22 protein-coding genes are annotated in these 24,226 nt (G+C 72.0%); 4 read left to right on the top strand and 18 right to left on the bottom strand.

Annotated elements, in window-relative coordinates:
- Window positions 1–266: 266 nt before the first annotated feature.
- The 4 genes from PCC79_RS05590 to dxr are packed head-to-tail and all read right to left on the bottom strand — an operon-like array spanning window position 267 to window position 4,688.
- On the bottom strand, window positions 267–1,097 hold the full coding sequence (locus tag PCC79_RS05590; RefSeq protein ID WP_232550145.1) for a GNAT family N-acetyltransferase: 831 nt from the start codon (window positions 1,095–1,097) through the stop codon (window positions 267–269).
- A complete protein-coding gene (gene ispG / locus PCC79_RS05585; protein WP_232550146.1) occupies window positions 1,094–2,239 on the bottom strand; it encodes a flavodoxin-dependent (E)-4-hydroxy-3-methylbut-2-enyl-diphosphate synthase in 1,146 nt (381 codons plus the stop codon). Before ispG ends, PCC79_RS05590 begins: the two co-directional genes overlap by 4 nt.
- Before the next feature lie 8 nt (window positions 2,240–2,247).
- The gene (locus tag PCC79_RS05580; RefSeq protein ID WP_342373250.1) at window positions 2,248–3,531 is read right to left on the bottom strand and encodes a M50 family metallopeptidase; all 1,284 of its coding nucleotides are present in this window, start codon (window positions 3,529–3,531) and stop codon (window positions 2,248–2,250) included.
- Window positions 3,528–4,688: a 1-deoxy-D-xylulose-5-phosphate reductoisomerase gene (dxr, locus tag PCC79_RS05575; protein WP_232550148.1), complete on the bottom strand. Its 1,161-nt coding sequence runs from the start codon at window positions 4,686–4,688 to the stop codon at window positions 3,528–3,530. Before dxr ends, PCC79_RS05580 begins: the two co-directional genes overlap by 4 nt.
- Before the next feature lie 17 nt (window positions 4,689–4,705).
- Between dxr and PCC79_RS05570 the strand changes: the two genes are divergently transcribed.
- The gene (locus PCC79_RS05570; protein WP_342373249.1) at window positions 4,706–5,845 is read left to right on the top strand and encodes an LOG family protein; all 1,140 of its coding nucleotides are present in this window, start codon (window positions 4,706–4,708) and stop codon (window positions 5,843–5,845) included.
- A 164-nt stretch (window positions 5,846–6,009) separates the two neighbouring features.
- Here the strand turns inward: PCC79_RS05570 and rlmN are convergent, their stop codons facing one another.
- The 6 genes from rlmN to rpsB all read right to left on the bottom strand — a co-directional run bounded on the left by rlmN (window position 6,010) and on the right by rpsB (window position 11,437).
- Window positions 6,010–7,170 (bottom strand): 23S rRNA (adenine(2503)-C(2))-methyltransferase RlmN, encoded by a 1,161-nt coding sequence (rlmN, locus tag PCC79_RS05565; RefSeq protein WP_342373594.1) that lies wholly within the window; start codon window positions 7,168–7,170, stop codon window positions 6,010–6,012.
- A 58-nt stretch (window positions 7,171–7,228) separates the two neighbouring features.
- Window positions 7,229–8,122 carry a phosphatidate cytidylyltransferase gene (locus PCC79_RS05560; protein WP_342373248.1) on the bottom strand — a complete coding sequence of 298 codons (894 nt, stop codon included), beginning with the start codon at window positions 8,120–8,122 and terminating at the stop codon, window positions 7,229–7,231.
- Entirely contained in the window at window positions 8,122–8,679 is a 558-nt protein-coding gene (frr, locus tag PCC79_RS05555; RefSeq protein ID WP_232550151.1) for a ribosome recycling factor, read from the bottom strand. Before frr ends, PCC79_RS05560 begins: the two co-directional genes overlap by 1 nt.
- 26 nt (window positions 8,680–8,705) lie before the next feature.
- On the bottom strand, window positions 8,706–9,416 hold the full coding sequence (pyrH, locus tag PCC79_RS05550) for a UMP kinase (RefSeq protein ID WP_342373247.1): 711 nt from the start codon (window positions 9,414–9,416) through the stop codon (window positions 8,706–8,708).
- A 147-nt stretch (window positions 9,417–9,563) separates the two neighbouring features.
- On the bottom strand, window positions 9,564–10,376 hold the full coding sequence (gene tsf / locus PCC79_RS05545) for a translation elongation factor Ts (protein WP_232550154.1): 813 nt from the start codon (window positions 10,374–10,376) through the stop codon (window positions 9,564–9,566).
- 32 nt (window positions 10,377–10,408) lie between these two features.
- On the bottom strand, window positions 10,409–11,437 hold the full coding sequence (gene rpsB / locus PCC79_RS05540) for a 30S ribosomal protein S2 (protein WP_342373246.1): 1,029 nt from the start codon (window positions 11,435–11,437) through the stop codon (window positions 10,409–10,411).
- Window positions 11,438–11,701: 264 nt separating this feature from the next.
- Here rpsB and PCC79_RS05535 point away from each other — a divergent pair, with 264 nt between their 5' ends.
- Window positions 11,702–12,727, top strand: a complete 1,026-nt coding sequence (locus PCC79_RS05535; RefSeq protein ID WP_342373245.1) for a peptidoglycan DD-metalloendopeptidase family protein — start codon at window positions 11,702–11,704, stop codon at window positions 12,725–12,727.
- A gap of 77 nt (window positions 12,728–12,804) precedes the next feature.
- On the opposite strand, the gene PCC79_RS05530 is transcribed toward PCC79_RS05535, so the two are convergent.
- Window positions 12,805–13,767: a tyrosine recombinase XerC gene (locus PCC79_RS05530; protein ID WP_425325667.1), complete on the bottom strand. Its 963-nt coding sequence runs from the start codon at window positions 13,765–13,767 to the stop codon at window positions 12,805–12,807.
- An 84-nt stretch (window positions 13,768–13,851) separates the two neighbouring features.
- Between PCC79_RS05530 and def the strand changes: the two genes are divergently transcribed.
- A complete protein-coding gene (gene def, locus PCC79_RS05525) occupies window positions 13,852–14,466 on the top strand; it encodes a peptide deformylase (protein ID WP_425325666.1) in 615 nt (204 codons plus the stop codon).
- Window positions 14,467–14,506: 40 nt separating this feature from the next.
- Here the strand turns inward: def and PCC79_RS05520 are convergent, their stop codons facing one another.
- Window positions 14,507–15,304 (bottom strand): RNA methyltransferase, encoded by a 798-nt coding sequence (locus PCC79_RS05520; protein WP_342373243.1) that lies wholly within the window; start codon window positions 15,302–15,304, stop codon window positions 14,507–14,509.
- Between the two features lie 4 nt (window positions 15,305–15,308).
- Window positions 15,309–16,091, bottom strand: a complete 783-nt coding sequence (locus tag PCC79_RS05515; protein WP_232550160.1) for a maleylpyruvate isomerase N-terminal domain-containing protein — start codon at window positions 16,089–16,091, stop codon at window positions 15,309–15,311.
- 76 nt (window positions 16,092–16,167) lie between these two features.
- On the opposite strand from PCC79_RS05515, the gene PCC79_RS05510 reads away from it, so the two are divergent.
- The gene (locus PCC79_RS05510; RefSeq protein ID WP_232550169.1) at window positions 16,168–17,112 is read left to right on the top strand and encodes a bile acid:sodium symporter family protein; all 945 of its coding nucleotides are present in this window, start codon (window positions 16,168–16,170) and stop codon (window positions 17,110–17,112) included.
- Between the two features lie 12 nt (window positions 17,113–17,124).
- Here PCC79_RS05510 and PCC79_RS05505 read toward each other — a convergent pair whose 3' ends face one another.
- The 5 genes from PCC79_RS05505 to PCC79_RS05485 form a co-directional block, all read right to left on the bottom strand.
- Entirely contained in the window at window positions 17,125–18,078 is a 954-nt protein-coding gene (locus PCC79_RS05505) for a formylglycine-generating enzyme family protein (protein ID WP_342373242.1), read from the bottom strand.
- On the bottom strand, window positions 18,075–18,737 hold the full coding sequence (locus tag PCC79_RS05500) for an O-methyltransferase (RefSeq protein WP_232550162.1): 663 nt from the start codon (window positions 18,735–18,737) through the stop codon (window positions 18,075–18,077). The genes PCC79_RS05505 and PCC79_RS05500 overlap by 4 nt, the downstream gene beginning before the upstream one ends.
- 41 nt (window positions 18,738–18,778) lie before the next feature.
- Complete coding sequence (gene metG / locus PCC79_RS05495; RefSeq protein WP_342373241.1) at window positions 18,779–20,566, bottom strand: methionine--tRNA ligase; 1,788 nt, start codon at window positions 20,564–20,566, stop codon at window positions 18,779–18,781.
- Between the two features lie 67 nt (window positions 20,567–20,633).
- Entirely contained in the window at window positions 20,634–21,788 is a 1,155-nt protein-coding gene (locus PCC79_RS05490) for an adenosine deaminase (protein WP_342373240.1), read from the bottom strand.
- Window positions 21,789–22,114: 326 nt separating this feature from the next.
- Window positions 22,115–24,223, bottom strand: coding sequence for a hypothetical protein (locus tag PCC79_RS05485; protein ID WP_342373239.1), 2,109 nt, complete (start codon window positions 24,221–24,223; stop codon window positions 22,115–22,117).
- Window positions 24,224–24,226: the final 3 nt, after the last annotated feature.

Genomic DNA, 24,226 nt, shown 5'->3' with positions numbered 1-24,226 from the left:
GGAGGCTCCTCGGTCTGTTGAACGGCCGAGGTCTCCTTCACCCGATGGAACGGGCGTCGCACCGGGGCTGCCATGGGGCCACCGCACTGACCGGTCGCGAACTTGGGAAGTACTCCCCTCAGGCAGCCCAGCCTACGAGGTGGTTGACCGTTCCGTCAACTCGGTTGCCAACGACCCCCTCAGTCCACCCGCACCCGCACCCGGGGACCGCGATGGCCAACCATCCGGGCAGGCAGCGACGCAACAACCCCCGACCCGCGGGGACCTCAGAACAGCACGGACGCCAGCGCGCCGACCTCGGCGTACCCACACCGGCGGTAGGTCGCGACCGCGGGGGCGTTGAAATCGTTGACGTACAGCGACGCCGTCCGGCCGCTGGCGACGATCGCGTCCGTGACGCCGGCCATGCCGCCGACCGACAGCCCCCTCCCCCGCAGCTCGGGTTTCACCCACACGCCCTGCACCTGCGCGACCCGGCTGCTCATGGCGCCCAGATCCGCCTTGAACACCACCTCGGCACCCTCGACGATCGTGAACGCCCGGCGCTGCTCGATCAGGGACCGGACGTAGGTGCGGTAACCCACGGGGTTGGTGATGAGGGGGTCCTCCTCGAGCTCCTCGTGGTACATCGCGGCGGCCGCCCTGAAGTAGGAGTCGAAGTCGTCGGCGACGGCGAGGCGCAGGCGGGGGTCGGCGGGGGCGTCCGACGCCGCGGACCGCGCCATCAGCAACTGCCGCGGCCGCATCACCCGCACCGCCTCGTAGCTCTCCCCCCAGCGCTCACACAGGGCGTGCCACAGGCCGAGCACGTCGGACGCCGGCCCGACCATCGCGATGAAGTTGCGCCAGCGGCCGAGATCGTCGACGAACGCGGCGCGCGCCTCGGCGTCCATGTTGACCGGGACGCAGTTCGCGCCGAGGTGCAGCAGGGCGTAGGGGTTGCGGCGCGGATACCCCCACACCTCGCCCACGCCCCCGGGTGCCAGGACGCCGGCGTCCACCCGGGAGGCGAGGAAGCAGTTGACCACCGGATCCGCGTCGACGATGCGCGCGACGCGGTCGCGGTCGCGCTCGTCGAGGACGCGGCAGTGCCTCAACTCACCGTCACCTCCGGCTTCTCACCGGTGTGCTCCATGTCGGCCGCCAGCTTGTTGGCCTCCTCGATCAGCGTGGCGACGATCTCGGACTCGGGCACGGTCTTGATGACCTCGCCCTTGATGAAGATCTGGCCCTTGCCGTTGCCGGCGGCCACGCCGAGGTCGGCCTCGCGCGCCTCGCCGGGGCCGTTGACGACGCAGCCCATGACGGCGATGCGCAGCGGCGCGGTGAGGCCCTCCAGGCCGTCGGTCACCTCGTTGGCGAGCCCCCAGATGTCGACCTGGGCGCGTCCGCACCCGGGGCACGACACGATCTCCATCTGGCGCTGCCGCAGGTTGAGCGACTCCAGGATCTTGAGGCCGACCTTGACCTCCTCCACCGGCGGGGCCGACAGCGACACGCGGATGGTGTCGCCGATGCCCTCGGCGAGCAGCACCCCGAAGGCCACCGAGCTCTTGATCGTGCCCTGGAACGCCGGGCCGGCCTCGGTGACGCCCAGGTGCAGCGGGTAGTCGCACTGCGCCGAGAGCTGCCGGTAGGCGTTCACCATGACGATCGGATCGTTGTGCTTGACCGAGATCTTGAAGTCGCGGAAGTCGTGCTCCTCGAACAGGGACGCCTCCCACAGTGCCGACTCCGCGAGCGCCTCGGCCGTCGGGCCGCCGTGCTTGGCGAGGATGCGCTTGTCGAGCGACCCGGCGTTGACGCCGATCCGCAGGCTCACGCCGGCGTCGGTCGCCGCCTTCGCGATCTCGCCCACCTTGTCGTCGAACTGCTTGATGTTGCCCGGGTTGACGCGGACGGCCGCGCATCCGGCGTCGATCGCCGCGAACACGTACTTGGGCTGGAAGTGGATGTCCGCGATGACCGGGATCTGGCTCTTCTTCGCGATGATGTGCAGCACGTCGGCGTCGTCCTGGCTGGGGACGGCCACGCGCACGATGTCGCAGCCGGACGCCGTCAGCTCGGCGATCTGCTGCAGCGTGCCGTTGATGTCGGTGGTCTTGGTGGTGGTCATCGACTGCACCGAGACCTGCGCACCGCCGCCGACCGCCACCTTGCCGACGTTGATGCGGCGGGTGGGGCGCCGGGGGGCGAGCACCGGCGGGGGCGTGGCGGGCATGCCGAGGTTGACGGTCATGGAACTCCTTAAGACAACTGCATCGGTCTGACGATATCGGCCACGATGACGATGAGGCCGCAGAGCAGCAGGAATCCTGCCACCACGTACGTCACCGGCACCATCTTGGCCGTGTCGAGGGGTTTGGGTTGCGGCCGGCCCGTGAGGCGGGCGGCCGCGCGGCGGACGCCCTCCCACAGCGCGCCGGCCATGTGGCCGCCGTCCAGGGGTGGCAGCGGCACGAGGTTGAACAGGGCCAAGAAGAGGTTGACCGCGGCGAGCAGGTTCGCGAAGAACGCGACGCGCGCGCCGGCGTCCACCTGGTCGGACGCCGCCACCTGCCCCGCCATCGCGCTGGCACCCACGATGGACACGGGGTCATAGAGGCTCCGGGGCTGGCCGGTCACCAGGTCGACGGTCAGGTTCCAGACCCGCACCGGGAACTGCGCGAGGGCCACCACCGACTGCCGGGTCATGAGCCAGAGATCCGACAGCGCCTCGCCGGGCCCGCCGCGCTGGAACTCGCTCACCGGCATAAACCCCAGCCAGCCGGCGTCCACCGCCCGGCTGGGGTCGAGCGTGGCGGGCACTTGGCGGACCAGGGTGTGGACGGTGGGGAGGGTCAGCTCGGTGCCGTCCCGCTCGACGACGAGGGTCATCTCGCCGCCCATGTTGGCGCGGATCAGCTCCGACAGCTGCCCCTGGCTGTGGATCGCGGTGCCGTTGAACGCCACGATCCGGTCCCCCGCCTCGAGCCCGGCCTGCACGGACGGGGTGGGCTGGTCGGCGTCCGTGCACGTCATGTCGTCCCGCGGCTCGGCGACGAGGCAGTTCACGGTCGAGGCGACCACCGGCTGGTCGCGCCAGGCGCCGTACAGTCCGACGACGCCCCACATCAGCACGAACGCGATGAACAGGTTCATCGCCGGGCCGCCGAACATCACGATGAGTTTCTGCCACGTGGCCCGCTCGTGGAACAACCGGCCACGGTCGGCCGGCGTGATGTCCTCCCACTCCGCGGCTCGGGCGTCGTCGGCGAGGCGCTGCAGGCGGGAGTCCTTCGCGGTGGGATCGAACGGCGGGTACATGCCCAGCAGCTGGACGAAACCGCCCAGCGGGAACGCCTTGATGCCGTACTCGGTCCCCCCGCGGCGGATCGACCACAGCGTCGGGCCGAACCCGACGAAGTAGCGCGGCACCTTCACGCCGAACAGCTTGGCCGGCACCATGTGCCCCACCTCGTGCAGCGCCACCGAGACCATGAGCAGCGCGAAGAACGCGATCGCGAACACGATCGTCCACACCAGGGTCATGCAGGCGCCCCCGCGAGCTCGGCGGCCCGCCGGCGCGCCCACGCGTCCGCCGCGAGCACGGCGTCCACGCTCAGATCGGCGTCGGCCACGTGAGCGCCGCCCAGATGTTCTGCCACCACGGCCTCCACGGTATCCACGATGCCCAAGAACCCGAGGGTGCCGGCGCAGAAGGCGTCCACGCACACCTCGTTGGCGGCATTGAACACCGCCGGCGCCGTGCCGGCCGCGCGGCCGCAGCGCCGGGCGAGTTCGACCGCGCCGAAGGCCTCGCTGTCGAGCGGCTCGAAGTGCCACGAGCGGGGCACGGACCAGTCGTAGGCGGACGCGGCGTCCGGCACCCGCGCCGGCCACGCCAGGCCGAGCGCGATGGGCAACCGCATGTCGGGCGGGGACGCCTGGGCGATCGTCGAGCCGTCGACGAACTCCACCATCGAGTGCACATCCGAGCTGGGGTGGACGACGACGGTGATCGCGTCGTAGTCGACCCCGTAGAGCAGCGCCGCCTCGATGAGCTCGAGACCCTTGTTGACCAGGGTGGCGGAGTTGATCGTGATGACGCGGCCCATGTTCCAGGTGGGGTGGGCCAGGGCCTGTTCGGGCGTCACGTCGGCCAGCTCGGTGCGGCTGCGGCCGCGGAACGGACCGCCGGACGCCGTGAGCACCAGCCGGCGGACCTCCTCGGCGCGCCCCGCCCGCAGCGCCTGGGCGAACGCGGAGTGCTCGGAGTCGACCGCGACGAGCTGGCCCGGTGCGGCGGCGTCCGTGACGAGCCGCCCGCCGATGACGAGGGACTCCTTGTTGGCCAGCGCCAGCGTGGTGCCGGCCTCCAGCGCGGCGAGCGTGGGCGTGAGACCCGCCGCGCCCGTGATGGCGTTGAGCACGACGTCGCAGGGCAGCGCGGCGGCACGGTCGTTGCCGCCACTCCCCCAGATCTCGGGCGCGTCGTCGCCGAGCCGTTCGCGCAGGGCGGCGGCCGCGGCGTCCGTGCTGAGCGCGACGACGTCGGGGCGGAACTGGGCGACCTGGGCGGCCACGAGCTCGACGTTGGAGCCCGCGGTGAGGGCCCGGACGCGGAACTGCTCGGGCCGCGCGGCGACCACGTCCAGCGCCTGGGTGCCGATGGAGCCGGTACCGCCGAGGATCACCACGTCACGCATCTGGCTAGTCTCTCACCATGCGCGCTGAAATCGAGTCGCTGGCAACGTTGGACGCCCACCTCCGCAGCACCGGGTCGCTCGCGGGGTGCATCGTGAAGTCGATGGACCTGCGCGGCCGCGGCGCGGTGCTCGAGCGCGTCGAGGTGCACAACGCGTTCTTCCTCGGCTGCCGGCTCAAGCACCGCACGGCCACCTCGCTGGCCGAGCGCGGCGCCACGGTGTTCCCGCGGCTGCCGCAGGTGCCCTTCGACGCCTACCGGCCCGCCCTGTACGCCGCAGAGGACCTCTACGCGGGCCTCGAGGCCGGGTACGCGACCACCAAGGACGCCGTCATCTACGCCTGGACCCTGCGCGACCGCTCCCGGTTGCTGGACGCCGGCGTCGCCCACGCGTTGCACGACCACTTCATGTCCGACGGGCTCGCCGAGGCCGTGCCCGAGCCGCGCACCGCGGTCGGCGTTATGGGCGGCCACGCCGTCGGACGCGGCACGCCCGCCTTCGTCGAGACCGCCCACCTCGGACGCCGCCTCGCCGAGGCCGGGCACCTGGTGCTCACCGGCGGCGGGCCGGGCGCGATGGAGGCGGCCAACCTGGGCGCCTCGCTCAACGGCACGGCCGCCGACGTGGAGGCCGCCTGCGCGCACCTGGCGTCCGTGCCGTCGTTCGAGCCGGACGTGGGCGCCTGGGTCGGTGCGGCGATGGAGGTCAGGCGGCGTTGGGACTGCACCCGGGCCAACGTCGGCGTCCCCACCTGGTTCTACGGCCATGAGCCGCCCAACGTGTTCGGCACCGGCATCGCGAAGTACTTCGACAACGCGATCCGCGAGGACATCCTGCTGCGCCTGTGCGGCGCCGGCATCATCTATGTGCCGGGCCGCGCGGGCACAACCCAGGAGATCTTCCAGGCCCTCACGCGCAACTACTACGCCTCCGACGAACGCCAGGTGACCCCGATGATCCTGGTCGGGCGCGCCTACTGGCAGGAGCAGCTCCCCGCATGGCCGCTCGTGGCGGCGTTGGCGTCCGGGCGGCTGATGGAGCCGCACGTGCACCTCGTCGACAGCATGGACGAGGCCCTCGAGGTCGTCCCGTCGCCCTCACCGACGAGGCGCCGGACGCCCCCGGGCGAGCAACCACGCACCGCGAGCGACGAGTAACAGCCCCACGGCGAGGACCACAACCTTGGCCCCGCCGTCACTGAGCTGCCAGCTCACGGCCGACGAGGCCAGTCAGCACAACCCGCCCAGCACGAAGCACAGGCCGGTGTGGTGATCGGACGGGGGTTTCAACGACCACCGCCCGGGCCTCCCCGACGTCATCATCAGGCGCCTTGGGCGGCCAGCTGCCCGCAGGCCCCGTCGATCTCGCGGCCGCGGGTGTCGCGGATCGTGGCCGCGATGCCGCGCGCGTTCAGGCGCCGGACGAACTTGTGCTCGTCGGCGCGCCGCGAGGCGGTCCACTTCGACCCCGGGGTCGGGTTGAGTGGGATCGGGTTGACGTGCACCCAGTGCGCGCCGCGGCCGTCGGCGGTGAGGAGCGCGCCCAGGGCGTCCGCCCGCCACGCCTGGTCGTTGACGTCGCGGATGAGCGCGTACTCGATCGACACCCGGCGCCCGGTGGTGCGGAAGTAGGCGTGCGCGGCGTCCACCACCTCGGCGAGGGGGAAGCGGGTGTTGATCGGCACCAGCGTGTCGCGCAGTTCGTCGTCGGGCGCGTGCAGGCTGACGGCCAAGGTGACCGGCACGCCTTCGGTGGTGAGCTGCCGGATGCGGGGCACCAGCCCGACGGTCGAGATCGTGATGCCGCGCGCGCTGAGCCCGATGTCGTCGACCATGCGGCGGACCGAACCCATCACGGCGTTGTAGTTGGCCATCGGCTCGCCCATGCCCATGAACACGATGTTGGTGAGGCGGACGCGGGCCGCTGCGGCCACCACCTGGGCCACGATCTCGCCGGTGGACATGTTGCGCTGCAGGCCGCCCTGGCCGGTGGCGCAGAACGGGCAGGCCATGCCGCAGCCCGCCTGGCTCGACACGCACAGGGTGGCGCGTCGGCGTCCGGAGCCGCTCGACCGCTTGCCGGCGACGCCGTACTCCATGAGCACGCTCTCGACCAGCGCCCCGTCGTGGAGGCGCCACAGCGTCTTGACCGTCGTGCCCTCGTCGGCGGCCTGCTCCCGGACGGGGCTCAGCAGCGCCGGGAAGAACCGCTCGGCCACCTCGTCGCGCGCGGCGGCGGGCAGGTCGGTCCATGTCGAGGGATCGGCGTTGGCGTGGCGGTAGTACTGGGTGTCGAACTGCGAGGCGCGGAAGGCAGGCAACCCGGCGTCCGTCACGGCGGCGCGACGCTCGTCGGGGGCCAGGTCGGCCCAGTGCCGCGGCGGCTTGCCGCGCCGCGGGGCGTCGAAGCGCAGCGGCAGCGTCCGCCCGGCGCGGGCGTGGGCGTCCAACTCGTCGACGCGGGCCTGTTCGGCGGCGGTCAGTCCATCGGTCACCCGACAAGGCTAGCGGGCCCCTCCGACAGCGGGCACGGGCGGGGGCTCAGCCCCCGGGGACGAAGAGGTACATCACCCACCACGCGGGGGCAGCGGCGACCAGCATGGAGTCCAGGCGGTCCATGATGCCGCCGTGCCCGGGCAGGATCGAACTCATGTCCTTGATGCCGACGTCGCGCTTGATCGCGCTCTCGATGAGATCGCCGACGGTGGCGAACACGACCACGACGAGGCCGAGCAGGACGCCGACCCACCAGGCCACCCCCAGCACCCCCATGCACAGGGCCACACCGACCCCGACGGTGAACACGGCCGAGCCGACCAGGCCCTCCCACGTCTTCTTGGGGCTGAGGACGGGCGCCAGCGGCGTCCGGCCGAAGAGCACCCCCACCGCGTAGCCGCCGGTGTCGTTGGCGACCACGCAGAGCAGGAATGCGATCATGCGCGCCGCCCCCTGGTCGCCGGCGAGGATCAGCGCGGTGAACGAGCCGAGCAGGGCCACGTAGCCGATGATGAACACGCTCCCCGCGGCGTCGCGGACGAAGTGCTCGTGCCCCTTCGGCAACCGCACGATCAGCGCCGCCAGCACCGTCGCGCCCAGGAACGCCAGCAGGGCGGAGTGCCACGGCATGTCGAGCAACCCCACCCCCGTGGACGCCGCGTAGGTGCCCACGATCATCGCGAAGGTACCCAGCACGATGGGCTTGATCGCCGGGCGCACGCCCTGGCGGCGCAGCGCCCAGTTGATCTCGATCGCCGCCAGCGAGAGCATCACGGCCGCGAAGACGATGAAACCCCAGTGGAACCACGCCAGCGTCACCACGACGAGGCCGATCAGACCCACCCCCACGGCGATCGCGGCCGGCAGGTCACGGCCCGCGGACCGCCGCTTGGTGGTGGGTGCCCCCGTCGCGGGGGCAGCGCCGGGAACGTCGGCCATCAGACCTCGAGCAGCTCGGCTTCCTTGGCCTTGAGCAGGTCGTTGACCTGCTCCTCGTACTTCTTGGTGACCGTGTCGAGGTGCTTCTCGGCGCTCTTGGCGTCGTCCTCGCCGATCTCCTTGTCCTTCGCCAGCTTCTTGACCGCGTCGACGGCGTGGCGGCGGTTGTTCCGGATCGCGACGCGCGCCTCCTCGGCCTTGGTGCGGGCGACCTTGATGTACTCCTTGCGGCGCTCCTCGGTGAGCTGCGGCATCACGATGCGGATGACGTTGCCGTCGTTGGCGGGGTTCACGCCGAGGTCGGAATCGCGGATCGCCTTCTCGATGCCGGCCATCGCACCCCGGTCGAAGGGGCTGATGAGCACGATGCGCGCCTCGGGCACCTGGAAGGTGGCCAGCTGCTGCAACGGCGTCTGCGCACCGTAGTAGTCGACCATGAGCTTGTTGAACATCGCCGGGTGGGCGCGCCCGGTGCGGATCGCACCGAACTCCTCCCGCGCGTGTTCGACGGTGCCCCGGTTCTTCTGTTCGGCGGAGCTGACGATCTCGGACGTCATCGTGGATCCCTTCGGTGGATGGGTGGTCAGGCGTGGACGGACGTACCGATCTTCTCACCGGCAATGACGCGGGCGATGTTGCCGCGGACGGCGAGGTCGAAGAAGATCATCGGGAGGCCGTTGTCACGAGCCAGGCTGATGGCGGTGGCGTCCGCCACCTTGAGGTCGTTCGCGAGGAAGTCGGTGTACGTGAGCTGGTCGTAGCGACGGGCCTCGGGGTTGGTGCGCGGATCGGAGTCGTAGACGCCGTCGGTGCCGTTCTTGCTCATCAGCAGCACGTCGGCGCGAATCTCGAGGGCGCGTTGAGCGGCGACCGTGTCGGTGGAGAAGAACGGCATGCCGGAGCCGGCGCCGAACAGGACGACCCGGCCCTTCTCGAGGTGGCGAACGGCCCGCAGCGGAATGTAGGGCTCGGCGACCTGGCCCATCGTGATGGCGGTCTGCACGCGGGTGGGGACGCCGGCCTGCTCCAGGAAGTCCTGCAGGGCCAGGCAGTTCATGACCGTGCCGAGCATGCCCATGTAGTCGGCCCGGCGGCGCTCCATGCCGCGCTGCTGCAGCTGGGCACCCCGGAAGAAGTTGCCGCCGCCGGTGACGACGGCGACCTCGACCCCGTCCGCCACGATCTCGGCGATCTCGTCGGCGACGCCGGCGATGATGTCCGGGTCGACCCCGACGCTGCCACCCCCGAACGCCTCTCCGGAGAGCTTCAGCAGAACGCGGCGGTACTTCGACATCGGGACAGGTCCCCCTTCACAGGTGGTGGTGACGCGGCGGGCCGGCGGCCGGTGCCCGCTCCGGCCGGGGCCGGACGGACGAGAAGTGGCGTGCACCGTATGGACGGTGCACGCCACTGTAGTTGAGAACCGAGGACTGCGCCGGGGTCAGGCGCCGGCGGCGAAGCGCACGAAACGCTTGACGGTCACGCCGTTGTCCTTCAGGAGCTGGCCGACGGTCTTCTTGTCGTCGGACACCGACGGCTGCTCCACGAGGCAGACCTCCTTGTAGAAGCCGCCCAGGCGACCCTCCACGATGCGCCCGATGATGTTCTCGGGCTTGCCCTCCTCCTTGGCGGTCAGCTCGGCGACGTGGCGCTCCTTCTCCACGACGTCGGCCGGCACGGACTCCCGGTCGAGGTACTGCGGGCTCATCGCCGCGATCTGCATCGCGATGCCGCGCACGAACTCGCTCGTGCCGCCGGTGTACTCGATCATGACGCCGACCTGCGGGGGCAGGTCCTGGCTGCGGCGGTGGAGGTAGATCTCGGCCGGGGCCTCGAAGTGCGCCGCGTTGGCGAGCTCGAGCTTCTCCCCGATCTTCGCAGCGAGGGCGCCCACGGCGTCCTCGACGGTGGAGCCGGACGCGAGCGTGGCGGAGCGCGCCGCCTCCACCCCGTCGGCCTTGGCCGCCTCGACGGCCTCGACGATCTCCCCGGCCAGCGCGACGAACTCGTCGTTCTTCGCGACGAAGTCGGTCTCGGCGCCAAGCTGGATGAGCGAGGTGCCGGCTGCGGCCACGAGGCCGTTGCTGGCCTCGCGGTCAGAGCGACCGCTGACCTTGGCGGCGCCCTTCACGCGCAGGATCTCGGTGGCGGCCTCGAAGTCGCCCTCGGCCTCGGTGAGCGCCTTCTTGGCGTCCATCATTCCGGCGCCCGTGGCGTCGCGGAGCTTCTTGACGTCAGCAGCAGTGATAGCCATGTCTGTGCTTCCTTGTTCGCTGGTGGGCCGGATCAGTTGGTCTCGTCGGCGGACGCCGGCGCATTGGCCGACTCCGCGGACGCGGGCGACGCGGCGGACGCGTCGATCTCGGCCTGGACCTCGGAGGCGTCGCCGGACGCGCCGGCCACGGGGGCCTGCGCGGCCTCACCCTCGGCCGCAGCGTCCTCGAGCGCGGCGGTCTCGGCGACCGCGCCGTCGACCTCGTCGACGAGCTGGCTGCCCTGCAGGTCGCTGCCCTCGACGGCCTCGGCCTCGGACGTGGTGGCCTGCACCTCGGCGGCGCCGAGGAGCTCACGCTCCCACTCGGCCATCGGCTCGGCCTCGGTGCCGCCGGCGGACTGGCCACCCTGGCTGCGCGCCAAGAGGCCCTCGGCCACGGCGTCGGCGATGATGCGGGTCAGCAGGCCCACGGAACGGATCGCGTCGTCGTTGCCCGGGATGGCGTAGTCGACCTCGTCGGGGTCACAGTTGGTGTCGAGGATGCCCACGATCGGGATGCGCAGCTTGCGCGCCTCGTCGATCGCCAGGTGCTCCTTCTTGGTGTCGACGACCCAGATGGCCTGCGGCAGCTTGTGCATGTCGCGGATGCCGCCGAGGGTCTTCGCCAGCTTGTCCTTCTTGCGCTCCTCCTGCAGGAGCTCCTTCTTGGTGAGGCCCGAGCCGGCGACGTCGGTGAAGTCGATCGCCTCGAGCTCCTTCATCTTCGCGGTGCGCTTGGAGATGGTGGCGTAGTTGGTCAGCATGCCGCCCAGCCAGCGCTGGTTGACGTAGGGCATGCCCACGCGGGTCGCCTGCTCGGCGATGGCCTCCTGGGCCTGCTTCTTGGTGCCGACGAACAGCACCTGACCGCCGCGGGCCACCGTGTCGCGCACGAAGGAGAAGGCCTGGTCGATGTAGGTCAGCGACTGCTGCAGGTCGATGATGTAGATGCCGTTGCGCTCGCCGAAGATGAAGCGCTTCATCTTGGGGTTCCAGCGACGGGTCTGGTGCCCGAAGTGGACGCCGCTCTCGAGCAGCTGACGGGTGGTGACGACGGCCATGGCCGGTCCTTTCTTCGCGGGCGCACGGGGGCGACCCGCATTCGGGTTCGTTGCGGGCCGAGCTCTTCGGCCCCCTGATGCGGACGCCGCGCCCCACCCACGCCTGGCGTGGGCACCCGGGGCGAGACCCGAACGAGGTTCGGTCTGACCGCATGCGAAGTCGACCCGGATCTGCCGAGTCGCTGCCTCCAGTCTAGTCCCGGGGCGATCGCGGGGGCAAAGCGGAGCTGACTACGGGTGACACCCGCGTCCTAATGTCTGGGCGTGACGAGGCGGAATCGGGGGTGGGCCAGGCGCGCGGCGGCCTGGTGCGTGGTGACCCTGCTGGTGGCCCTGCCGGTGGTCGGCGCCGCGGCCCCGCTGGCTGCCGCGGCGTCGCTCGGCCAGCTGCCGGTGCCGGGGGCGGTCGTGACGGGTTTCGATCCGCCCGAGGTGCGGTGGGGTGCCGGGCATCGCGGGGTGGATCTGGCGGGGACGCCGGGCGAGACGGTGGTCTCCCCCGCGGCCGGGACGGTGACGTTCGCCGGCGAGGTGGCGGGGCGGCACGTGGTGGTGGTGACGCACGACGACCGGCGCTCGACGTTGGAGCCGGTGACGGCGAGCGTGGCCGTGGGCACCCGGGTGGCCGCCGGCGATCCGGTGGGCGTGTTGGACGCCGGGCACGCCTGCCCGGCCGTGGCCTGCCTGCACTGGGGACTGAAGCGGGCCGAGGAGTACCTCGACCCCCTGATGCTGCTCGACGGGTCCACGGTGCGGTTGCTGCCCGCCGATGCCGCCGCGGGCGTGCGCGCCCGCGCGGCCGCACGTGAGGCGGCCGCTTTCGCGGCGGCCGTGGCGTCGGGGCTCGGCCCGGCTGGCGGTGCCGCGGCGTCCGGGGCGGCACCGCCGGGGTCGGGGGTGCTGGCGCTGCCGACCGCGGGGCGGCTGGGCTCGGTGTTCGGGCCGCGCTTCCACCCGATCTTCCACGAGTGGCGCATGCACAACGGCATCGACCTGTCGGCCGGGTGCGGGACGCCGCTGCTGGCCGCCGCGGACGGCGTCGTGAGCCACGTCGGCTTCGACGCCTCGGGTGGGTGGCGGCTGGTGATCGCCCACGGCCAGCTCGGCGGGGTGGACCTGCAGACGGTCTACCTGCACGCCCAGGGGTATCGCGTCCGGGTCGGGGAACGGGTGACCCGCGGCCAGTTCGTGGGCACGATGGGATCCACCGGGTGGTCGACCGGCTGTCACCTGCACTTCTCGGTCAAGGTCAACGGGCGTCACACCGACCCGCAGCGGTGGCTGGGGTGAGGGAGTTGCGTGCGGCACGCGAGGGGCGCCTGGCCGGGCCGGCGCGGGGCGGGTGGGGCCTAGGCGCTGGGCCCGGGTCAGGCGCGGGGGTGCGCCTGGCGGAACGCGTCGCGGAGCCGCTCGTTGGTGACGTGGGTGTAGATCTGCGTGGTCCCGAGCGAGGCGTGGCCGAGCATCTCCTGGACGCTGCGCAGATCCGCACCGCCCTCGAGGAGGTGGGTGGCCATGGCGTGCCGCAGCCCGTGGGGGCCGAGATCGGGGGCGTCCGGCACGGCGGCCAGCGTGGCGTGGACGATGCGCCGCACGACGCGCGGGTCGATGCGCGCCCCCCGCTCGCCGACGAACACGCACTCCCCCGCCGCCGGCCCCGCGAGCAGGGGCCGGACCGCCAGCCACGCGGCGAGCGCCCGCTCGGCGGGCACGCCCAGCGGGGTGGCGCGTTCCTTGTCGCCCTTGCCCCGGACGCGCAGCAGGCGTCGGTCGGCGTCCCAGCCGCCGGTGTCGAGACCGCACAGTTCGGAGACGCGCAGCCCGCAGGAGTAGAGCACCTCGATGATCGCGGCGTCCCGGAGGGCCACGGCCTGCTCCCGAGGATCCTCGGCCGCCGCGATCCGGGCGGCGAGGTGTTCGAACACCCCGGCGGTCGCCCGTCGGTCGAGGGTGGGGGGCAGGTTCCGGTCCGCCCGCGGGGCGCGCAGGGCCGCAGCCGGGTCGTGGGGCACGCGCCCGGTGCCCACGGCCCAGGCGAAGAACACCCGGGCGGCCGTGGCCCGCCGCGCGACCGTCGTGCGCTCAGCGCCCCGACGGTGCAGGTCGGCCAGCCAGGCGCGCAGGTCGCGGTGGTCCACCAGCGCCCAGTCCGCGGTCCCCCGCCCGGCGAGGAAACCGGCGAGGTTCGCGAGGTCGCCCGCATAGGCGCGGCGGGTGTGGGCGGCGAGGTTACGCTCCCAGCGCAGGTGGGAGGCCCACGCATCGAGGGCGGGCGCCAGCCCCGCCTCGACGGCGTGCGCCGGGCTGGGATCCGCCTCGCGGGGATCCATCGTTGGCTCCACCTCGTCGGGCTCCATGCGGCCCAGCGTGCCAGAATGGAGCGGTTGCCCCCGGCCAGCGCGCGCCGGTGGAGCATGCAAACGCACGGGAGAGGAACCATGGCGATCGAAGAGCTGATGACCGGCGGCACGGTGCTGCGCGTCACCCGGTGGGGCGAAGCGGTCATGCACGCCGAGACGAAGCCGGTCACGGAGTTCGACGACGACCTGCGGAGCCTGGTGGCCGACATGTTCGCCACCATGCGCGCCGCCCAGGGCGTCGGGCTCGCCGCCACCCAGGTGGGTCGCGACCTCAGCCTGTTCGTGTACCAGTGCCCCGACGACGACGACGTCGTCCACCATGGCGCCATCTGCAACCCGGTCGTCACCACACCCACCGGCAAGGAACGCAGCCTGGATTCCACCGACGAGGGCTGCCTCTCCTACCCCGGGGGCTACCAGGCCCTGGCCCGCCCCGACGTGGCCACGTGCACCGGGGTCGATCCCTGGGGCGAGCCCGTCACCGTCCGAGGCACCGGCCTCCTGGCCCGTTGCCTGCAGCACGAGACGGACCACCTCAACGGCATCGTCTTCGGCGACCGGCTCTCCTCGCGCGCGTTCCGCAAGCTCACCGAGCAGAAGGACGCCGTGGCCCACCTCTACCCCGATGACTGGCCGGTGACGCCGAAGAAGAAGACCGCCGACGACTGATCGGCGGCCACCGTGCGGCAGTGCGGCGGCTCGGCCCGGGTCAGCGCAGCGCCCAGCAGGCCACGGCCGTGGCGGCGGCGACGTTGAGCGAGTCGACGCCGCGGCTCATGGGGATCGAGACGACGACGTCGGCCTGATCGATCCACCGCTGCGACAACCCGTCCCCCTCGGTGCCCACCACCAGCGCGAGGCGCTCGGGCACCCCCGCCGCCACGTAGGCGTCCAGGGGCACGGCGTCGGGGGTGAGCGCGAACGCGACGACGGTGAACCCGGCCTCGCGCAGGGCCGGCAGGGCCGTCGCCCAGTCATTGACGCGCGCCCACGGCAGCGCGAACACCGTCCCCATGCTGACCTTGATCGCGCGGCGGTACAGCGGGTCGGCGGCGCGCGGGGCGAGCAGGACGCCGTCCCAGCCCAGGCCCGCCGCGCCGCGGATCAGCGCCCCGACGTTGGTGTGGTCGACGACGTCCTCGGCGACGACGAGGCGGCGGGCGTCGAGCAGGTCGGCCATGCGGGCCGGCGCCGCGCGGTGCAGGGAGGCCAGCGCCCCGCGGTGCACGTGGAAGCCGGTGACGGCCTCGGCCACCGCCTCGGTGACGACGTAGACGGGCACGTCGGGCCGGGCCTCCCACAGGTCCGCCAACCCGGGCAGCCACCGCTCGGCGAGCAGGAACGAGCGCGGACGATGGCCGGCCTCGACCGCCCGGCGGATCACCTTCTCCCCCTCGGCGATGAACAGCCCGCGCTCGGACTCCAGCGAGCGTCGCAGCGCCGTGTCGCGCAGCGCGACGTAGTCCCCCAGCCGCGGGTCGGACGCGTCGGCGACCTCGATCAGCACCGGGTCACCACGTGACGCGGACGCCCTCGCGCCAGCGTGTGAGCCAGGCCGGATCGGAGCACGCCAGCTCCTCACCGCGGTTCCACAGCCCGAGGTAGAGCCCGCGGGCCTCACCGGTGACGGTGGTCGCGTCCGTGGCCACGACGCCCAGGTCGGGCAGCTCGGCGACACGCGAGGTCTCCGTCCCCTCCGCCGAGGCCTCCACCAGCCAGCCGGCGTCCACGTCCGACGGCGTGACCAGCACCTCGTCGGGCTCCGCCGGGGTCAGCTCGTACCGCGGCCGGGGCAGGAAACCGGTGAGCAACTCGTCCAGCCCGTCCGCGGCGAACGCCGCCGAGAACCACACCTCACCGGCCTGCGGGGAGCGCCCCAGCCGGGCGGCCATGGCGTCCACGGCGTGGATCGTGGTCTCGTGGGCCATGCGGCGCGCCCACGCCAGCCGCAGCGGCGGGGCGTCCGGAAGGAAGAAGTCGCCCGACAGCTCCTCCGGCGCGGACGCCAGCGCGTTCAGCAGGTCGACCAGGCCGTCGTCGAACCAATCGAGCAGATCGTCGGACGCGGCCGCCTCGGCCTCGACGTCGGCGTCTGGCCGCTCCCCCTCACCGCGGATCCGCCCCGCCGCCCACCGGTGCACGAGGCCGACGTGGGTGACCAGGTCGGTGACAACCCAGCCGGGGCACGTCGGCACGGACGCGCCCAGCCCCGCGCTGGCAGCATTGCCGCGCAGCACCGCCCCCGCCTCACCGAGGGCCTCGCCGTACGCACTCCATTCCAGCACTGTGACCACGTCCGGACTCTAGCAATCGCGCCACTAGGGTGTCCGCGTGGCCCCACGCGCAAAGATCCGGCTCGATCCGTTCCTGATGGCGATCATCGCCGCCGCGGCGATCGCGTCCGTGCTGCCGGCGCGAGGCATCGGTGAGCCGATCCTCGACTGGGCCACGCGCATCGCGATCTTCTGCCTGTTCTTCCTCTACGGCGTCCGCCTCAAGCCCGCCGAGGCACTGGCGGGGCTGCGGCACTGGCGGCTACACCTGACGATCCTCGCCTGCACGTTCGTGCTGTTTCCCCTGCTGGGGTTCGCGCTCGGCTTCGTGCCCGGCGCGGTGTTGCCCGCCGCCCTGCTGCCCGGGCTCGTCTACACCACGCTGTGCCCCTCCACCGTGCAGAGCTCCATCAACTTCACCTCGATCGCCCGCGGCAACGTCGCGGGCGCCATCGTGAGCGCGTCGGCGTCCAACCTGCTGGGGGTCGTCGTCACCCCGTTGCTGGCCATTGCGCTGATGAACACCACCGGACAGGCGTCCGTCGGGTACGGCTCGATCGTGAATCTCATGGCGCAGATTCTGCTGCCGTTCATCCTGGGGCAGCTCTCGCGGCGGTGGACGGCCGACTTCGTGGCGCGCCACAGGAAGCTCAAGCTCTTCGATCAGGGCTCGATCGTGCTGGTCGTCTACGCGGCGTTCTCCGAGGGCGTCCGCGAGGGCATCTGGGGCATGGTGTCGGTCGTCGACATCCTGATCCTCATTGGCTTCTGTCTTGCCATCCTCGCGCTGATGCTCTGGTTCACCTGGTGGCTCGCCCACCGGCTCGGGTTCAACCGTGAGGATGCGATCGCCATCCAGATGTGCGGCACCAAGAAGTCACTCGCGACGGGCCTGCCGATGGCCACCGTGCTCTTCGCGGGCCAGCCCATCGGGCTCATCATGCTGCCGCTCATGGTGTTCCACCAGGCGCAGCTCATGGCGTGCTCGTGGCTCGCCTCCCGCTACGCCCAGGATCCGGACGCCGCCGCGGCGCCCGCGTGACGCCCGGGTCGCTCAGCCCGCGACCGTCCTGAACCCGGCGTTGCCCATGGAGGAGTCCGGGGTGTTCTGGGAGCGGGCGGCGTTGCGGTAGCGATTGCAGTACGACGCGTGGCACAGGTAGCTGCCGCCCCGCAGCACGCGCGCCGCTCCCGTGGCCGGGCCCTGCGGCGAACGCGCGGGGGCGTCGGTATAGGCCGTCGGCGAGAACCAGTCCGCGCACCACTCCCAGACGTTGCCGACCATCTGCCACAGCCCGTACCCGTTGGGTTCGAACGTGCGGACGGGCGCGGTGGTCAGCCAGCCGTCCTCGCCGGTGTTGTGCCGGGGAAACGTGCCCTGCCAGATGTTCGCGCGCCAGCCGCCGGCGTCCACCGCGTCGTCACCCCAGGGGTACGTGGCGGACGCGAGGCCGCCCCGGGCCGCGTACTCCCACTCCGCCTCGGTCGGCAGGCGCCGCCCCGCCCAGGCGCAGTAGGCGACCGCGTCGTTCCAGCTCACGTGCACCACCGGGTGGTCGGCCAGATCGTCGATCGTGGAGTCGCGCCCGCCGGGGTGGCGCCAGTCCGCGCCACGGACGCCCCACCACCACGGGGTCCCTGCGGCCGGGCCCATGACGTCCACGCGGGGTGCGGTCACGGCGAGGTGGAACACCGCGGAGAACCCGAAGGTCTCCGCCTCGGTGCGGTGGCCCGTGTCCGCGATGAACGCCGCGAACGCCGCGTTGGTCACCGACGTCTCGTCGATCCAGAACGCATCGAGGCTCACCTCGTGGCGCGGCACCTCCCCGTCGCCCGGGTTGCGGTCTCCGGAGGAGTCACCCCGCGTGTACGTCCCTGCCGGGATCCGCGCCTGGGGAATGGGGTGCCGATCGGCTCCCGACCCGGGCAGCCACGATCCGTCGTCCGGGACGGTGTCGGGGCCGGGCTCCCGCCCCGGCGGCCCACAGGGGCACGACGGTCCGGTCATCGGCGCACCGCCACGGCGACGCCATCCCAGCCCTTCGGCCCGACCGTCTGCAGGGCGGTGGCGTCCCAGCGTGGGTCGGACGCCAGCGTCGCGAGCGCCTGCCGCGCGCCGGCCGCGTCGGGATCGGACGCCGCCTCGTCGTCCGCGATCCGGCCCCCGCGCACGACGTTGTCGATGACGACCACCGCGCCCGGCCGGGTGAGGGCCGCTGCCCGGTCGAGGTAGAGGGGCAGGGGGGCCTTGTCGGCGTCGAGGAGGACGAGGTCGAAGGGCTCGGTGGCGCGCTCGACCAGAAGGGCCGAGGTGCTCGCCGCCGGGCCACACAGAATGTCGACCCACGCCGAGACCCCGGCCGCCTCGAGGTGCCGTCGGGCCACGGCGGCGTTGCGCCGCTCCAGCTCCAGGGAGACGACGCGTCCGCCCGGCCCCACGGCCCGGGCCAGCCAGATCGTCGAATACCCGGCCAGGGTGCCGAACTCGAGCACCCGGCGCGCCCCACGCACCGTGGCGAGCAGGTGCAGCAGCTTGCCCAGCGTCGGGGAGACCTCGATGCCCGGGGTCGTGACCTCGGTCGCCGTCCGGGCGGCGACGAGGGCGTCATCCTCGGCGACGAGCGCCGTCAGCAGCCCCTCGACCGCACCGATCCGGGTCGCGTCCATGGCCCCATGGTCGCACAGGGCGACCATCGGGCCGGGATCCGTCAGGAGAGCACCGGCGCCCACTCCGGGCCGGTCTGGCCCAGCTTCTCGTCCAGCTTGGCGAAGATCGGCGTCGGCTTGGCCAGCGGCGTCCCGGCCGTGATCGGGCGCGACTCCCACCGGGCCAGCTCGTCGGCGTAGTCACCCATGAGCGCCGGGTAGCTGGGGCCGCCCTCCTCGTCCAGCGTGACGATGCGCGGCTGGGCCGCCCACACGCCCGAGCCCCCGAGGGCCTCGAACACCTTCTGCGCCGCGTGCGGCATGAACGGCGTCAGCAGCGTGTTGGCGTCGCTGACGACCTGGAGCGCCACGTGCAGGATGGTGTCGCGGCGGGCGGGGTCGTCCTTCTTCTTCCACGGCTCGTTGTCCGACAGGTACTTGTTGGCCAGCGACACGATGCGCATCGCCTCGGTGATGGCCTGCTTGAAGCGGGCCCGCTCCAGCAGCTCCCCCACCGTCGTGAACGCCTCCTGGGACGCCGCCAAGAGCGCCTCGTCGGCCTCGGTCAGATCCGTGGCCTCGGGGATCGCGCCGACGTTCTTGTGCGCCATCGACACCGAGCGGTTCACGAGATTGCCCCACTCGTTGGCCAGCTCGAAGTTCACGCGACGCACGAACTCGTCCCACGTGAAGTCGGTGTCCTGGTTCTCGGGACCCGCCACGGCGATGTAGTAGCGCAGGGCGTCCGGCCCGAAGTCGGCCAGGAAGTCGCGCACGTAGATCACGTGGCCGCGCGAGGACGCGAGCTTGGAGCCCGACATGGTGAGGAACTCGGAGCTGACGATCTCGGTCGGCAGGTCGAGGCGTCCGAACGCGCTGGGCTCGCCCCCCTTCGAGCCCTCGCCGTTCGCGCCGGTCAGGATGCCGGGCCAGATCACGGTGTGGAACGTGATGTTGTCCTTGCCCATGAAGTAGAAGGAGCGGGCGTCGTCGTTCTGCCACCATTCCCGCCACGCGTCCGGTCGCCCCACGCGGCGCGCCCACTCCACCGACGCCGAGAAGTAGCCGATCACCGCGTCGAACCACACGTAGATCCGCTTCATCGTCTCGTTCTCCCACGCGGGGAGCGGGATCGGCACGCCCCAGTCCAGGTCGCGGGTGATGGCACGGGGCTTGAGTTCCTTGGCGAACTCGCGGCTGAACCGGATGACGTTGGGACGCCAGTCGTCGCGCGTCTCCAGCCACTGCTGGAGGGCATCGGCCAGCGCGGGCAGGTCGAGGAAGAAGTGCTCGGTCTCGACGAACTCGGGCACCTCGCCGTTGATGCGGCTGCGGGGGTTGATGAGGTCGATCGGGTCGAGCTGGCGGCCGCAGTTGTCGCACTGGTCGCCGCGGGCGCCGTCGAAGCCGCAGATCGGGCAGGTGCCCTCGATGTAGCGGTCGGCCAGGGTGCGCCCGGTGGAGGGCGACAGCGCCCCCATCTGGCGCTCGGCGACGACGTAGCCGTTGCGGTGCAACGTCGTGAAGAGTTCTTGGACCACGGCGCGGTGGTTGAGCGTCGTCGTCCGCGTGTAGAGGTCGTAGCTGAGGCCGAGCGCCTGGAGGTCCTCGACGATGACCTGGTGGTACTTGTCGGCGGTCTCCCGCGCGGTGAGCCCCTCCGAATCGGCCTTCACCTGGATCGCCGTGCCGTGCTCGTCGGTCCCCGAGACCATGAGGACGTCCGAACCCACCATGCGCTGGTAGCGGGAGAAGACGTCCGCGGGCACGGCGAAGCCGGACACGTGCCCGATGTGGCGCGGCCCATTGGCGTACGGCCAGGCCGCGCAGGTGAGGATCCGAGAAGTCATGCGCCTCATCCTAGGGCAGCCGCCCCGGCCGACCGGCGGCGCTGCGCCCCGCGGATCGCCTGTCGGGTCAGCCCTCCGAGGCGGCCGCGTAGCCGGGCTCGATGACGTCGGCGACGAGTCGTTCGCGCTCCGGATGGGGCAGGAAGCCGGCGCGCGCGGCGTCCACCGTGAACCGGCGCAGGTCGGCCAGGTCATAGCCGAAGGCGTCCACCAGAAGGCCCATCTCGCGGCTGGGCGACGTCCGGCTCATGAGCCGGTTGTCGCAGTTGACGGTGACGACGAACCCGAGGCGCTCCAGCAGGCCGAAGGGATGCTCGGCGACCGTCGCGCACACGCCGGTCTGCAGATTGGACGTGGGGCTCAGCTCGAGCGGGATGCGCCGGTCGCGTACCCAGGTCGCCACCGGGCCGAGGGACCAGCCGTCGCCGTCGGGCGCGATGTCCTCCACCAGCCGGGCCCCGTGCCCCAGCCGCAGGGCGCGCTCGGCGATGGCCCCGGCGATGGACGCCACCCCCGCGGCCTCGCCGGCGTGGATGGTCACCGGCACGAGATGGTCGGCGAGGTACGCGAACGTCTCGTGGTGGCCGCCGGCCGGGAAGCCGTCCTCGGGGCCGGCCAGGTCGAAGCCGACGACGAGGTCGTCCGCCCCGAAGCGGGCCAGGTCGGCCACCTCGCGGCTCGGCGGGGTGTGGCGCAGCGAGGTGACGAGCTGGCGGGCGACCATCGGCGTGCCGGACGCCGCGGCGTCCGCCATGCCCGCGCGCAGGCCGGCGCCGACGGCCGCGACGGCTTGGCGCAGGGTGAGCCCCCCGGCCGTGTGCTGCTCCGGCGCCCACCGCGCCTCGCCGTAGACAACGCCGTCGGCCGCCAGGTCAACCACCCACTCGCGGGCGACGCGTTCGAGGTGCGCGGCGGTCTGCATCACGGCGATCGTGTGCACGAACGTCTCGAGGTAGTCCACGAGCGTGCCCGACTCCGCCGAGGCGTAGAACCACGTGGCCAGGGCGTCCGGGTCATCGGCCGGAAGGGGATGGCCGATCTCCTGGGCGATCTCGAACACGGTCGATGCGCGCAGGCCCCCGTCGAGATGGTCGTGCAGCACGACCTTGGGCAGGGCGGCGATGGTCTCAGGGCTCAGGCTCACGGTGATCTCCGGCTCGAAGTCAGGTGGGCTGACCATCTTCTCACGGGCGCGGGTGGCGAGGCCGTGTCGACAACCCATGCACAAGCACGCCTTGTCGACGAGAAATCGCCCGTGGGTGTCGACAACCCATGCACCAGCGCGCGTTGTCGACGCATCTCGGCCGGACGGTGTCAGCATGGGGGCACAGACGTCCGCGGGGCCACAACGACCACTTCCACCCCGGGTTGCTGCAGCGGCTGCCGGAGCCGTGTGTCGCCTCGCCGTCGACGTCGGCTGCGGTCAGGGTTTGCAGGGGTCAGGGTTTGCAGGGGTCAGGGTCTGCAGGGGTCAGGGTCTGCAGGGACTGCACCGACCGCACCGACTGGTCGAACGTCACGCGTGGCACCGGGCGGCCGTACGGCACATCAGGGAGCAGCCGCCCGCACCCCGTCGGCGTCGACGTCGTAGGTCACCCCACCGAGCCTCAGCCCGCGCAGGCGGGCCGTCGGGTCGAAGTACTCCAGCACCGGGTTGGCGGTGACGGTCCCGTCGGGGTGGGCGTGCACGCCGAAGATCGACTCGATCACCAGCTCGCACCAGGCCCCGGCGGACGAACACGCCCAGTCGATGAGGTAGGGCCACTGGCCGGGGGCCTTCCGGGCGCCGCCCTCGATCGGCTCGACGACCTCCTCGACGAAGTGCGCCTGGCCGGGCGGGCCCTGGCGCGTCGTCCGCGCCAATCCGGGCAGCCACGCGGCGACCGCGTCGGCCCCACCGAGCTGGATTGCGGCGCGGGCCGAGTCGGCCGGCCACGCCGGGTAGGCGCCGTTCCACTGGTGGTCGGGCCGCACGGAGAAGCCGGCGTTGGCGTCGCAGGCCGAGAGCGCCCTCATCCACGACGGCGTCCGCAGGTGATCCACGAAGAACCGAACCATCTCGGCACGGGTCTCCCCGGGCAGGTCTTGGGGGATCGTCGTGCCGACGGTGGAGAAGTCGTAACAGTGCCTGACCGGCACCAGTGTGCCGTCCGGGTGACGGGCGTTGAAGAAGCCCTCGCCCGGCCGGTAGAGCTTCAGGATCTCGGGCACGAGTTCGTCGGCCAGCCGCTCCAGCTCGTCGGCCCCGCCGGGTTGCCCCTGACGGCGGCTCAACGCCGCGGCGGTGCGCATGCACCACACGTTGGCGGCGTTGAGCGAGGCCACCTCATGCACATAGGTGGAGACGCACTCCAGCAGATTGTCGATCTCGCCGTAATCGGCCAGGGGTGATCCCACCCGCTTGTCCTGCCAGGCCAGCGCCCATTCGCGGACGTGGTCGCCCACGGTCCTCCCACCGTCGACCGGTTCGTCCAGGAACCCGGCGTCACCGGTGACGGTGACGTAGTCGGTGACCAGCCGCACCATCGCGTACTGGTTGACGGAGTACCAGTTGCCGGCCGGCCCACCGGTCAACCACTCGGTGCCGAAATGTTCGTTGATGTCGAGCCCGATCCAGTGCAGGATCTGCTCGCGCATCTCCTCCGGGTCGTTCAGCGCGTGGACGAGTGAGGAGAGCGAATGGTCCCAGATGAACGTGGTCGTCTGCCAGTAGCGCGGCATGAGCGTGTCGTAGTGGCGCGACCGGACGCCGGCCGGGTTCTCGCGGCGGAACCACAGCACGCCCATGGCGCCCCACCAGTACAGCTGGCGGAGCGCGTCGTTCGACGTCTCGAGCAGCGGCAGCGCCCCCGAGGTGACGTCACCACCAGGGGTGAAGAGGTCGGCGAGCTCGCGGTTCCACATCTCCTCGGACGCCGCGATGGCCCCGTCCACGTCCGCCGCCAGGGCGTCGAAGGAGGACGCCACGTCGTGGCCCTCGTCACCGACCACCACGATGAACGCGCCCACCCACGTCTCCCCCGCCCCCAGCACGGCCCTGACCGCGACGATGCGGTCGTCGTCCGAGGCGTCGACACCGGTCCCCGACGCGTCGACCAGCCCCTGCAGCGCGGTGACCTGGGCTGTCGGTTCGAGCGACCCGTGGAAGGCCATTCCCTTCGGGGGCGACGCCGGCCTGGCCCGGCGACGTGCCCCGTCGCGCTCCTGCACGGTGTACCCCCGCGGCGGTTCGGCGCGCCGCCAGGGCACGCTCTTGACCACTTGCGCGTCGACCCAGGCGCCCAGCTCGAGCTCACGCTCCCCACCCTCGTTGGTCACCTCGATGCGCACCACCGCGCCCGGAGCGCCGGGGGGCAGGACGGTGATGGTCTCGATCCGCCAGTTCTCGATGACCGTTGCTCGCGTGACCCGGTCGGGCCGCCAGGTGTGCTCCACCGGCTGGCCGAAGCTCTCGGCGAGTCGGCCGCCCACGTACAACCGCCCGGTCACACACTCCCCCTGCGACACGGGCGGGACGTTGAGCGAGCTGATCGCCAGCACGTCGTGGCCGACCTGGGCGACGGCCACGTGGTTGGTGAGCCCGAAAGGGTTCAGCATGTCGTCGAATCGGTCGACCACGGTGGCGCTGACGAAGTCGTCGACGATGGGTACCGGCATGGG

Source organism: Propioniciclava soli (assembly GCF_038502305.1).
GTDB lineage: Bacteria > Actinomycetota > Actinomycetes > Propionibacteriales > Propionibacteriaceae > Propioniciclava > Propioniciclava soli.
Note: the sequence above shows the minus strand (reverse complement) of the source record. Positions and strands in the feature narration are given on the sequence as shown.